Origin of the sequence: Lactobacillus sp. UMNPBX17 (assembly GCF_002553735.1) — a bacterium.
GTDB classification, from domain to species: Bacteria; Bacillota; Bacilli; order Lactobacillales; family Lactobacillaceae; genus Lactobacillus; species Lactobacillus gallinarum.
Map to the genome: position 1 here is coordinate 1 of NZ_PCYT01000053.1, position 12267 is coordinate 12267.

7 protein-coding genes and 27 tRNA genes are annotated in these 12267 nt (G+C 37.8%); all 34 read right to left on the reverse strand.

The genetic code is table 11. The annotated features are described in order from the left end of the window. Positions 1-433: 433 nt before the first annotated feature. The 34 genes from smpB to CP368_RS07955 all read right to left on the reverse strand — a co-directional run bounded on the left by smpB (position 434) and on the right by CP368_RS07955 (position 12210). Positions 434-892, reverse strand: coding sequence for an SsrA-binding protein SmpB (gene smpB, locus CP368_RS07790; protein ID WP_025006418.1), 459 nt, complete (start codon positions 890-892; stop codon positions 434-436). Positions 893-904: 12 nt separating this feature from the next. Further along, a complete protein-coding gene (gene rnr, locus CP368_RS07795; RefSeq protein ID WP_098044310.1) occupies positions 905-3244 on the reverse strand; it encodes a ribonuclease R in 2340 nt (779 codons plus the stop codon). Between the two features lie 70 nt (positions 3245-3314). Further along, entirely contained in the window at positions 3315-3548 is a 234-nt protein-coding gene (secG, locus tag CP368_RS07800; protein ID WP_003632304.1) for a preprotein translocase subunit SecG, read from the reverse strand. Between the two features lie 66 nt (positions 3549-3614). Continuing rightward, positions 3615-5675, reverse strand: coding sequence for an LTA synthase family protein (locus CP368_RS07805; RefSeq protein ID WP_098037029.1), 2061 nt, complete (start codon positions 5673-5675; stop codon positions 3615-3617). Between the two features lie 71 nt (positions 5676-5746). Next, a complete protein-coding gene (locus tag CP368_RS07810) occupies positions 5747-6772 on the reverse strand; it encodes a lysylphosphatidylglycerol synthase transmembrane domain-containing protein (RefSeq protein WP_098044311.1) in 1026 nt (341 codons plus the stop codon). Further along, positions 6772-7815, reverse strand: coding sequence for a glycosyltransferase family 4 protein (locus CP368_RS07815; RefSeq protein WP_056945621.1), 1044 nt, complete (start codon positions 7813-7815; stop codon positions 6772-6774). Before CP368_RS07815 ends, CP368_RS07810 begins: the two co-directional genes overlap by 1 nt. Before the next feature lie 14 nt (positions 7816-7829). After that, entirely contained in the window at positions 7830-8993 is a 1164-nt protein-coding gene (locus tag CP368_RS07820) for a glycosyltransferase family 4 protein (protein ID WP_025006422.1), read from the reverse strand. Between the two features lie 123 nt (positions 8994-9116). Next, positions 9117-9201, reverse strand: a tRNA-Leu gene (locus tag CP368_RS07825). A 38-nt stretch (positions 9202-9239) separates the two neighbouring features. Continuing rightward, positions 9240-9310 (reverse strand) — tRNA-Cys (locus CP368_RS07830). 23 nt (positions 9311-9333) lie between these two features. After that, positions 9334-9405: transfer RNA gene (locus CP368_RS07835), tRNA-Gln, on the reverse strand. Between the two features lie 7 nt (positions 9406-9412). Further along, positions 9413-9485, reverse strand: a tRNA-His gene (locus tag CP368_RS07840). Between the two features lie 12 nt (positions 9486-9497). Continuing rightward, a tRNA-Trp gene (locus CP368_RS07845) sits at positions 9498-9568 on the reverse strand. Positions 9569-9572: 4 nt separating this feature from the next. After that, positions 9573-9654: transfer RNA gene (locus CP368_RS07850), tRNA-Tyr, on the reverse strand. 7 nt (positions 9655-9661) lie between these two features. Next, a tRNA-Phe gene (locus CP368_RS07855) sits at positions 9662-9734 on the reverse strand. A gap of 6 nt (positions 9735-9740) precedes the next feature. Next, a tRNA-Asp gene (locus tag CP368_RS07860) sits at positions 9741-9814 on the reverse strand. A gap of 3 nt (positions 9815-9817) precedes the next feature. Then, positions 9818-9891, reverse strand: a tRNA-Met gene (locus CP368_RS07865). Between the two features lie 8 nt (positions 9892-9899). Then, positions 9900-9986: transfer RNA gene (locus tag CP368_RS07870), tRNA-Ser, on the reverse strand. 37 nt (positions 9987-10023) lie between these two features. Beyond that, positions 10024-10095: transfer RNA gene (locus CP368_RS07875), tRNA-Glu, on the reverse strand. 730 nt (positions 10096-10825) lie between these two features. After that, a tRNA-Ser gene (locus tag CP368_RS07880) sits at positions 10826-10915 on the reverse strand. Positions 10916-10917: 2 nt separating this feature from the next. Beyond that, positions 10918-10992 (reverse strand) — tRNA-Ile (locus CP368_RS07885). A 6-nt stretch (positions 10993-10998) separates the two neighbouring features. Continuing rightward, positions 10999-11069, reverse strand: a tRNA-Gly gene (locus tag CP368_RS07890). Positions 11070-11088: 19 nt separating this feature from the next. Next, positions 11089-11161: transfer RNA gene (locus tag CP368_RS07895), tRNA-Phe, on the reverse strand. A 6-nt stretch (positions 11162-11167) separates the two neighbouring features. Further along, positions 11168-11241, reverse strand: a tRNA-Asp gene (locus tag CP368_RS07900). Between the two features lie 3 nt (positions 11242-11244). Continuing rightward, positions 11245-11318, reverse strand: a tRNA-Met gene (locus tag CP368_RS07905). A gap of 20 nt (positions 11319-11338) precedes the next feature. Further along, positions 11339-11412 (reverse strand) — tRNA-Ile (locus CP368_RS07910). Positions 11413-11424: 12 nt separating this feature from the next. After that, positions 11425-11498 (reverse strand) — tRNA-Met (locus tag CP368_RS07915). Positions 11499-11528: 30 nt separating this feature from the next. Next, positions 11529-11602, reverse strand: a tRNA-Pro gene (locus CP368_RS07920). An 8-nt stretch (positions 11603-11610) separates the two neighbouring features. Next, a tRNA-Arg gene (locus tag CP368_RS07925) sits at positions 11611-11684 on the reverse strand. Between the two features lie 8 nt (positions 11685-11692). Beyond that, positions 11693-11778, reverse strand: a tRNA-Leu gene (locus CP368_RS07930). 11 nt (positions 11779-11789) lie between these two features. Further along, positions 11790-11861, reverse strand: a tRNA-Gly gene (locus tag CP368_RS07935). A 10-nt stretch (positions 11862-11871) separates the two neighbouring features. Next, positions 11872-11944: transfer RNA gene (locus CP368_RS07940), tRNA-Thr, on the reverse strand. A gap of 24 nt (positions 11945-11968) precedes the next feature. Continuing rightward, a tRNA-Leu gene (locus tag CP368_RS07945) sits at positions 11969-12050 on the reverse strand. A 12-nt stretch (positions 12051-12062) separates the two neighbouring features. After that, positions 12063-12135 (reverse strand) — tRNA-Lys (locus tag CP368_RS07950). 2 nt (positions 12136-12137) lie between these two features. Beyond that, positions 12138-12210, reverse strand: a tRNA-Val gene (locus tag CP368_RS07955). Positions 12211-12267: the final 57 nt, after the last annotated feature.

Below are 12267 nucleotides of genomic sequence, written 5' to 3' on the forward strand. Positions count from 1 at the left end.
ACCAGACGGCTTTTATATTTTATCAAATCTCAAATCCTTTGTCAAGAACTTTTTTGATTTATTTTTCGTCGCCTCGGCTCTCGCCTGACGACATTTAAATATATTACTCGTTTTGCTTTAACTTTGCAAGTCTTTTTTTCAAAAACTTTTTTTAAAGCTCTCGAGCTCTTCGTCATCTCTCAAGACGACTTTATTAATTTACCCTACTTTCTCTTTTTTGGCAAATCCCTCTTTTGTTCGAGTTCTAATAGAAACGCTAGGCAACGTTGTAACATTATCACTTATTTTTATTTGCTTATTTAGCGTTAACTAATCTTATTTGCTATATAAAATAGCACTCTACCTTCAATTAACGAACTTTAGCTCTCATATTTTTATTTAAATTTTTTTAAAAATACAAAAATAGCACCGCAATCCTGCGATTGCGATGCTATCAGATGCCATACTTTCGGCGAATTTCACGCTTTTGATCTCTTTCCTTAATTGTTTGACGCTTGTCATATTCCTTTTTACCTTGTCCTACACCTATTAGAACTTTGGCAAAACCGTGCTTTAAATACACCTTTAACGGAATAATGGCGATTCCACGTTCAGATTGTGCCTTAGCTAACCGTGCAATTTCTTTTTTATGCAAAAGAAGGCGTCTACTTCTTAAAGGATCATGATTATAACGATTGCCCTGCTTATATTCACTAATATGAACATTCTCTAAATAAGCAGAACCACCATAAATTTGAACATATCCATCACGCAAGTTTATTCTGCGTGCACGAATAGACTTTATCTCAGTCCCTGTTAATGCAATTCCTGCTTCGACAGTTTCTTTAATAAAATAGTCATGCCGTGCTTTTTTATTTTGCGCAATTAGATTATCATCTTTTTCTTTTTTCATTAAGAATCTCTCCTAATGTTCAAAGTTTCTCTGATTTCTTCTATTTCCTTGATTACGGCTGCGGTGATTACCACGACTATTATAATTGCTGCCACCACGGTGCCCGTGATTATTATGGAATCCGCGGTTGCCACGACGACGATCGTTCATCCCTCGATCGTTATGCTTCTTCTTAGGAGCGTTAGGGTCATAAACTTCAAAGTCTAATTGATGCTGCTCAACGTTAGCATTAATCAAGGTAACCTTAATAGGCATCCCTATCTTATATTGCTTATGCGTACCACGTCCAGTTAACGTCAATGACTTTTCATTAAAGCTATAGAAATCATCCGTTAAATTAGAAATGTGTACTAAGCCTTCAACAGTATTAGGCAATTGAATGAACATACCAAAACTAGTAACTGATGAAACTACGGCATCAAAGTGTTGACCCACTTGATTTGCCATATATTCAGTCATCTTCAAGTCATTTACTTCACGTTCAGTATCGATTGAACGACGTTCTTGAGTAGAAGTTTGTTCAGCAACATCTGGCAAGTAACTAGCAAAATGCTTCTGCATGTCTTCGGTAGTTCCATTTTCTTGATATGCGTGAATCATTCTGTGCACCATCAAGTCAGAGTAACGTCTAATTGGTGAAGTAAAGTGAGTGTAGTATTTTGCTGCTAAACCAAAGTGACCCAATGCATCTTCAGAATAATGTGCTTGCTTTAAACTACGTAGCATCATCATTTGCACTACAGCTTCTTCTGGTGTACCCATAGTCTTAGATACAACCTTTTGCAAATCAAGTGGCTTGATATTCTCTGGATCAGCGTGAATATTTAAGCCAAATGCACTACAAAATTCGAAGAAACTCTTAATTCTTTCAGCATCTGGTGTTTCGTGAACACGGTATAAAAATGGAACATGCTTTCTAAAGAAATCTTCAGCAACAGTTTCATTAGCCATCAACATAAATGACTCAATCATTTTTTCGGCAGTACCACGTTCATGCAATACGATGTCAGTTGGCTTGCCTTGATCATCAACAATAATTTTAGCTTCTGGTTCTTCAAAGTCAATGGCACCACGTCTATGACGTTGTTTGTATAAAATAGCATGCAAATCAGCCATTTCTTCGAGCATTGGACGTAATTTTACATACTTGTCCTCTAAGCCATCCATTTCACCCTTTAAGGTCTTATTAACCTTATTGTAAGTCATACGACCATGTGAACGCATAACAGAAGGATAAATCTTGTAGCCTACTCTCTTACCCTCTGGTGTAATTTCCATGTCACAGGACAAAACAAGACGATCTACACCCTCATTTAATGAACAAATACCATTTGAAAGTCTAAATGGCAACATTGGAATAACTCGGTCTACCAAGTATGTACTGTTACCACGAGCAAATGCTTCTTCATTTAAAGGTGTATTTTCTTTGACATAGTGTGATACATCGGCAATGTGGACACCTAAATGATAATTTCCGTTAGGCAATTTCCATAAAACAACGGCGTCGTCAAAGTCTTTAGAATCATCCCCATCAATGGTTACTGCAGGCTGATCTGTAATATCTACTCGACCTTTTTTCTCTTCTTCAGTAACATGATCAGGAATTGCATTAGCTTGTGCCATTGCATCTTCTGGCCAATCAGTACGAACGTCATGAGCAGAAACAATTGACATGATATCTACACCTGGATCACTCTTGTTACCAATAATCTTAGTAACTGCACCAGTCATAGATTCAGGATAATCTTCTTCAGGATAGTCCTTGATAGATACCTTTACCATGTCGCCCATCTGTGGGATCAGACCATTTTCGGATAAATATACACGATATTTGTGCAACTTTTTATTATTGCTTAAAGCATATCCAATAAAAGGACTGATCTTTCTTTGTTCATCAGTCAGTGGATGGAATTCACCGACTAAGCTTTCAAGGCCACGTTCTAGGATCTCTTCGATTCGACCTTCTGGTCCTTTGCCATTCCAAGGATTACCATCAGCAACAATCTTTACCTTTACTCGGTCACCATCAACGGCATACTTTGTGTAATCAGCTGCAATAAAAACGTCATCAACATTTTCATCGTCTAACTTTACAAAACCAAAACCCTTGTCATTGGCTTTAAAAATACCTTCGACGATTGTATCTGCTTGGGCTAATTGATATTGTCCCTTACCATCAGTAATAATTTTATTTGCATGTTCTAAGAAAGAAAGAGCTTTAATTAATTCAGTAAAATTACCCAATCTTTCACGACGCGCTTCTCGTTCAATTTGATCTACGCGAAATTGTTTTTGTGGATTATGGCGAAAAATTTCTAAAACACCGGCCAAAATTTTTTCGTTTTGTGCCATGTAATTAATCTCCGATCTTTTGAAATATAAAAAAAGCCTCCCCATCACTTTTGATCGGGAGGTACAAAATTTATTTTGTAGACATATAAGCTAGAATAATAGCAAAGACGAAAAAGAGAACCAATAAAACTGCAGTTACTTTTTCCATAAATGCCTCAAAACCACGTTTTTTGGTTTGACCACTAAAAACGGCACCGCCAGATAAGGCGTTCAATGCATCTTGTTGTTTTTGTGGCTGCATCATTGTTGCAATAACGATTAAGATTGAAACAATGATTAGTAGCGTCATAATTAAATTATACAATGCGCTGCCTCCAATACACACATACACTTACCAATAAATTTTATCACAAATTGCTTATTTTTGCAGTTATTTTTTAAGTTCTGGCGCATCAGTCTTAAAATCTTTTTGTGTCGATTTTTGATGATTTTGATACCAGAGTGATGTCTTGCTTGGATCATCGAACAACCGCTTCAATGAAGTTGCTTTGTTATAATCATAATCCTTTGGCTTAACCGTAGTAAACCACTTTGGACGATAAAAGCGGAGCAAATTACCATCAATTACACGATCAGACAAAGAAAGCTGTGTTGTCACCTTGTTAGAAATTGCAGTAAGCTTTGCTTTCAATTTCTTATCAGGCTTAATTCTTTCCCCAGTCTTCGTATCATAATAATCACTGCCTACTTTAGAATATTCAGGAGTAATAAAATCGCCATTTCGTTGAGCAACAATTTGTGGTGCATTTTTGCTAAGCAAATCATAGCCAAACTGAATAGTATCTTTGTCCTTGATGCCTAATAGATTTAATAAAGTTGGCAAAACATCAATTTCACCACCATAAGTGTGATTAATACCACCTTTTAATCCCTTCATGTGGAACATCAGTGGGACACGCTGGAATTGCAGATTATCAAAATCATTGAAAGAATCTTTCTTAAGCAATTCAGCACTGGCTTTATGGTGATTACCTGAAATACCATAGTGGTCACCATAAAAGACAATCAACGTCTTTTTATCAAGACCAGTCTTCTTCATCCAACGCATTAATTCACCGATAGCCTGATCAAGATAATGCGCGGTTTGCACATAACCATCTACAGTTTCATCCCCTGTATTAGTCTTATCAATTGACTGATTTTTCTTATCCAAATTATATGGATAGTGGTTAGTAACTGTAATCATTTTTAAATAAAATGGTTGCGGTAAACGTTCAATATACTTAATTGATTGATCGAAGAAGATCTTATCCTTCAGACCATAACCGACATAATAGCCTGGCTTATTCTTAAAGTATGAAAGTGGCATGAAATATTGATAGCCGAATGATTTATACGCATTATCTCTATTCCAAAATGAGCCTGCACCACCATGCATTACGGCAGTCGTATAACCAGCTTGTTGATGCAATATAGCTGGTGCACTTTCAAAAGTATTAGAAGTGCCATAAGTCGACATGGCTGAACCTGATTGCAACCCAAACAATGAGTTTTCCAACATCATTTCAGCATCAGAGGTCTTTCCCTGACCAACCTGATTAAAGAAATTATCAAAACTAATCGTATCTTTTTGATGATAAATCTTATTTAAGTTAGGGGTTACTTCCTTGCCCTTCCATTTATAGCCAATTAAAAACTGTTGGAAACTCTCTAAGTGAATAACCAAGACATTTTTACCCTTGGCTACACCGTTATAAGCAGGATTAGGTTTGACATAGTTTGCTTTTAAGTATTGTCTAACTGAGCGTAGATCAGATACGTTAGCTTTAGCCATCTGCGCATTCGTCTGCGCCATCTTATAACCATCATAAATGGCATATTCATTAATGCCTAGATATTTAACAATATAATTATTGTCAAAAGTTCTAGTTAAAAGACCAGAACGATCTTTTTGCGCCATCAATAAATTAAGGCCCATTAAACTAACTGCCAGCAATTCTACTAATAAACTGACTTTAAGCTTTAAAGGACGTACGTCCATTTTGATGACTTTAGTGATTAATAAAACAATAATTGCGGCAATATCGATAAAGGCCAGAAAATCACTAGCTAAAGTAATTCCTGCAATACTTTTTCCTAAATTATCTGAAGTCGAACCTGAAGTTTTTATTATCGAAAATGACAAGAAATTCGAAAATTCACGATAATAAAGTATATTTGCAAAAAGCCACAGCGTTAGTAAAAAATCTATTACTAGGATAATCCAATATGACTTTCGCCCTTTAAAGAATAAGCCAATACCTAACAAGAGCATCCCTGATGGTATCGGGTTGATCAAAAGCAGAAATTGCTGCATTGGACCAACCACACCCAAATTAAACTTCGTTAAATATATAAAATATGTTTTTAACCAAAACAGTACTAAAACAATCGTAAAAAAGCCAAGTTTAGTTTGCGTTAACCATTTAAAAAAAGACTTGGTACGTTCCATTGCTTTCTCCTCTCATTACGATATTTTATCTTACTACTGATTTAAGCAAGACGCATTTCTTTTAAGAAAAATTAATTACTTTCTGAACTTTTTATCTTTTTAGGTTTAAAAATCCAACCAAAGATACCTAAAATCATTCCGAAAAAGTAAGTTGAAAAGCGCCAAATAAACATTGCTAAAATCAAAGCACCATGAGAAGAAATAAACGTGGAGAATAAAGTCTGAAAACTGTATTCCGCACCACCAGATGCACCTGGAATAGGGATAATCGCCATGAACATAATAATCATAATATTCATCTGCGTGACATTAGCCCATGAACATGGCACATTTAAAGCTATCAGTACCATAAATGGAATTGAATAAAAGAATAATAGCTGTAAAACAGTCAAAATCGAAGCTACAATCAGCTTCTTTTTTTCTTTCTTCAATTTCTGACTTTCTGCATAAAAAGTATCAATCTTTTCTAAAGTAGCAGCACGCCATTTTTCAACACGCTCTTTTTTAATGAACTTTGCCAGCAAATTCATTAAAGCGTTAGTTGCATTCTTTGTAAAATGATAGGCAAACATGATTGCTAATAAGAAAATGATGGAACTAACGTGGATCAAAAAGCCGATTGCAATAAATATAGCTAGCCCCGCAAATTTAGTCATTACCATATGAAAGCCAAAGATAATCGTAAAGACATAGGCGAATAAAACTACGATCTGATAAATAATGAATTTCATTAATAGAATGGAAGTTGATCTACCACCTTCCATCCCCATTTGAATCATCGCTGCCAATTGTGATGGCTGACCACCAGTTGACATTGGTGTAATCGCATTAAATAAAGCCTGAATAATTGGAATTCGCAAAAATGACCATGCAGATCTTTTAGGCTCTTCTTTACGATGAGCTAATGTGGCTAAGATCCCCGCTTCACAAACATATGACAGAAGCATTAAGCCAAATACCATTATTAAAGCTACAATATTAAGACCATGAGCCGCCTTTAATATTTCTGATAATGGTGTTGACTTCAGATCCATATATAAGACAAAGGCACTGATTGCCAATACAATCAAGATGCCCCATAAATGCTTTTTATTCATTAATGAATTTGTCCCAATTCCTTGCCCAATTTGTATTGCTCATGATAAAAATCATTCCAAATATGGGCTAATCGGTCTTCTGAATATTCTTGACTTGCTTTAATAGACAAATCACTATATTTCTTCAACAGATGTGGATCGCTTTTGGCCTTTTGTAAAGCTTGATTCATTTCGCCGAAATCTTGGCCACTCATATAATAACCATCAATAATAGCCTTATATAAATCTAAATCACGCAGAAGTACTGGCGTGCCACAGCTAAATGCCTCCAAAACAGACATCGGGAACAATTCATCATATGATGGCAACACGAATAAATCAGCAATGTTCAAATATTTAACCAGTTTTTTGCGATCGACAATACCAGCAAAAGTTAAATTTTTAGGCGGATTATCTACCATGTCTTTATAGTGACTGTAGCCATCCGTAATCTTGCCAAAAGAAAAGCCACCTGCCCAAATAAATTGAACATCTGGATTAGCTTTTGCCATTTTGACAAAATCATCTATTCCCTTTCTTTCCTGAACTTGGCCATCGCCAAAAACTACAAATTTATCTAGCGGTAACCCCAATTCATGACGAAATGCATTTTTGCTTGCAAGTGATTCCTCATAAAATTCAGTTTTAGAAACAAAATTAGGAATGTACTTAACTTTATCGCGTTCAATACCATAATTGACCAATTTATCAATAAAAATTGGATTAACTACTACAATTTGATCCATGCGGTTATAAAAATCAATTACATATTGATAAAATACTTTTTTTGCAACGCCTGGTAATTTGATTGAGCCCTCTAAAGTATCTGGCAAAAAATGAACATAGCCAATTTTTCTACCACGTGCTGGTGAAAAACTATTAGCATAATAAGTTGGATTAATCGTATGGTAATGTGTTAAATCACTATTGCCATATTTATTTATTGTTACATAAAATTCATCTACTAAATGCGTTCTCAATAATTTAATTAATTCGTTATATGCTGAGCCGACCCCTTGACCTTTAACGGAATCAGCTTGTGAGAACATATTAATTCTAATCATCTATATCCTCTTTTTTAATCTTCTTCATGCTTAGGCTGATAATGATCAATTACATACTGATAAAAATCATGCACATTTGTAGCAAATTGATCCGATGAAATACTCTGCAACTTATTTTGCAATATTTCTTGTGGGATTTTTGCCCGTTTTTGCTTAAGCAAAGAAATAATTTCTTCTTGCATCTCTTGTTGCGTATTAAATCTTCGTCCAAAAATATCTTTGTCAAAGATATTTTCCGTATAATCAGTATCATAAACAACACAAGGTGTGCCGGCTGCTAAAGCTTCAACATATGTTAATCCTTGAGTTTCAGTATCACTAGCAGAGACAAAAATATCTGCCATGCGGTAGTAATTTCCTACATCTCCATGGTCAACATTTCCTGCAAAGATTACGTAATCTTCTAAAGTTAAACGCTCAACTTGCTCTTGGAGCACTTTAACATCTGGACCATCACCAGCGATCACAAATTTAACATTAGGTATTTCTTCTATAATTGCTGGTAATACATTCAAAATATGATTTATTTTTTTCTCAGCAGCAATTCTACTTAACGTCAATATAACTGGGGCATCTGCATCGATACCAAGATCTTTTCGTACATCACGATTTGCATCACTATTCATGCTCTGAATATCTACACCGGTAGGAATCACCCGAATCGGAATTTGGACACCGTAACGTCTTAATAATTCTTCTACTCGGCCACTAGGAGCAATACAGCCATCCATATTTTTTAAATAGCTTTTTACAAATTGCTTCACATGATATGGCCGCAATAAATGTCCATTCAAAATATAATGCAAGTAATCTTCATACATCGTATGGTAAGTGTGAATAGCTGGAATATCTAGCTGATGAGCTACGTATTTTCCAATAGTACCCAATGCAAACTCAGTTTGAGTATGAACTATATCTAAATTGACTTCCTTAGCCACCTTAGTAGCTTCGAAAAGTCCTCTAAATGCAATTCTACGATCAGTAAACGAAACAAAAGGAATACTGCTAAAACGAAAGACATTAGGTTCAACTGTGCCTTTTTTTACATTAGGATCCGTTGTCGTAAAAATAAATACATTATGCCCCTGTCTTTCCAGCGCATCTTTTAACGTCTTAATAGAAGTAGCCACGCCACTTATCTGGGGAAAATATGTATCGGTATAAAGACCAATATTCATTTAAATACCTCCATATTTAGCATTATAAAGATTACTTAAACTAACTGCAATTTATAATGAAAAATTACAAATATATCTCAATAAACAAAAAAAGTGATTCAAAAATGAATCACTTTAAAATAATAGCGGTGATCGGGGTCGAACCGATACGTCCGTAATGGACACCAGATTTTGAGTCTGACGCGTCTGCCAATTCCGCCACACCGCCATAATATTAAATTAAATTATCAACTTATCTTGTTGATAAGGCGGAGGTCGGATTCGGACCGACGATTAAGGTTTTGCAGACCTCTGCCTTACCACTTGGCTACACCGCCATAAGTTATTAAATTATTTAGAATTGGGATAGCTGGATTCGAACCAGCGCATGTTAGAGTCAAAGTCTAATGCCTTACCACTTGGCTATATCCCAATACTAGGGCGGAATATGGGATTCGAACCCATGCATGCCGGATCCACAAACCGGTGTGTTAACCCCTTCACCAATTCCGCCATGAAGGTAAACAGGGATAGTAGGAATTGAACCCACATCAGCGGTTTTGGAGACCGATGTACTACCATTATACGATATCCCTATTATGGAGGAGGGTGGATTCGAACCGCCGAACTCAGAGAGAGCGGTTTTACAGACCGCCGCGTTTAGCCACTTCGCTACTCCTCCAGCTTGATGGCGCGGGACGGAATCGAACCGCCGACACAAGGAGCTTCAATCCTTTGCTCTACCAACTGAGCTACCGAGCCATCTTACGGTCCATGTGGGATTTGAACCCACGATCTCCTCCGTGACAGGGAGGCGAGATAAACCACTGCTCCAATGGACCAAATTGCGGGAGCTGGATTTGAACCAACGACCTTCGGGTTATGAGCCCGACGAGCTACCAGACTGCTCCATCCCGCGATATTATAAGGAGGATGTGGGATTTGAACCCACGCGCGGCAGAACCGCCTAACGGTTTTCAAAACCGTCCCCTTAAGCCACTTGGGTAATCCTCCATTAGCTGTAAGTACCAAAATATATTAAAATGGTAAATGACCCGTACGGGATTTGAACCCATGTTACGGCCGTGAAAGGGCCGTGTCTTAACCACTTGACCAACGGGTCATGTCTCTTAACGAAGAGCACTTTATTATAATAACTAAACGAGCTTTAAAAGTCAAGAACTTTTTTTATCTTTTAAAACTTTTAAGTCATCGATGTGATCCCTCAATCACAACGTATTTAATATTAATAGATATTAATCTAAATTGCAAGGCTTTTTTTCAATTTTTTTATTTTGCTTTTTTATATCGCCTATCGCCTATTTTTATAGCTTGTTATTAGCCAAAATAAGCATCTATCCTGCAATATTGTCTGATATAAGGCTAATTTACGGTTATTTGGATACTAAGTCCTTTTTATTTAGTTTCTCTTCTGATATCGCAAATTTTTAATTCTGAGAATATTTATTTTCTGAGTTTTATAAATTCGCAGATTTTGGAAGTATTAGACACATATAAGACCTCATATATTTTTACTTACAGGTTTCAGCCCTTAATTTTGAATTTTTACGATATTATTGAGGCATTGAAATATTATTTGTAACCTGTCAGACGATTTGATATTCAATTTTTATTGCTTTAAATATAGCTTGGAAGCATTAAATATGTCTTGCTTACGCTCTTCAGATTTTTTACTAAATATAAAACTGTTTTATAGTCCTCCAATCAAAAGATACTTTTTTCTCTTTCTTTCATCAACATGAGAAGCAATTAAAGCTGTTTTATCAGAACATAATGAAAAACAAAAAAGTCCTAACGCAGATTCAAAATCTTACGTTAAGACTTTTTAATTACGGAGACTGAGAGATTCGAACCCTCGCACCGGAATAACCCGATCTACACCCTTAGCAGGGGCGCCTCTTCAGCCACTTGAGTAAGTCTCCAATGGGCCTAAATGGACTTGAACCATCGACCTCACGCTTATCAGGCGTGCGCTCTAAACCAGCTGAGCTATAGGCCCATATAAAGCGGGTAACGAGAATCGGACTCGCGACTAAAGCTTGGAAGGCTTTCGTTTTACCACTAAACTATACCCGCACCTAATATAAAAAATGAATGGCGCGGGACGGAATCGAACCGCCGACACAAGGAGCTTCAATCCTTTGCTCTACCAACTGAGCTACCGAGCCATCTTACGGTCCATGTGGGATTTGAACCCACGATCTCCTCCGTGACAGGGAGGCGAGATAAACCACTGCTCCAATGGACCAAATTGCGGGAGCTGGATTTGAACCAACGACCTTCGGGTTATGAGCCCGACGAGCTACCAGACTGCTCCATCCCGCGATATTAATATACATATGTAATGGACCTTGTAGGACTCGAACCTACGACAGGACGGTTATGAGCCGTCTGCTCTAACCAACTGAGCTAAAGGTCCAAGTTTACAATATAGCGGCGGGGGGGATCGAACCCTCGACCTCCCGGGTATGAACCGGACGCTCTAGCCAGCTGAGCTACACCGCCAAAAATGTAACTAATACCATTTAGATACAATCGGGAAAACAGGATTCGAACCTGCGACCCCCTGGTCCCAAACCAGGTGCTCTACCAAACTGAGCCATTTCCCGTTTTTAAGTGCGCCCTGAAGGATTTGAACCTTCAACCTTCTGATTCGTAGTCAGACACTCTATCCAGTTGCGCTAAGGGCGCATCATCAATGCCGGGGATCGGAGTCGAACCGATACGGTTGAAACCAACCGCGGGATTTTAAGTCCCGTGCGTCTACCAATTCCGCCACTCCGGCGTGTTGATGAAAGCGGAAGACGGGATTCGAACCCGCGACCCCCACCATGGCAAGGTGATGTTCTACCACTGAACTACTTCCGCAAAATATAAATGCCGATTATACGACTTGAACGTACGACCCCCTGTTTACAAGACAGATGCTCTACCAACTGAGCTAAATCGGCATATTGTCAATATGTGGTTGGCAATACGGGTGGTGGGACTTGAACCCACACGTCCGAAAACACTAGAACCTAAATCTAGCGCGTCTGCCAATTCCGCCACACCCGCAAATTAGGGTCATGAGCCGTGAGGGACTTGAACCCTCGACCCACGGATTAAAAGTCCGTTGCTCTACCAACTGAGCTAACGACTCGATGGAGGATACAGGGCTCGAACCTGTGACCTCCTGCTTGTAAGGCAGATGCTCTCCCAGCTGAGCTAATCCTCCATGAGCACGGCAGCTTCCTTTCCTCGCAGGCAGTTGCCCACCAACTACTTTCGGCGT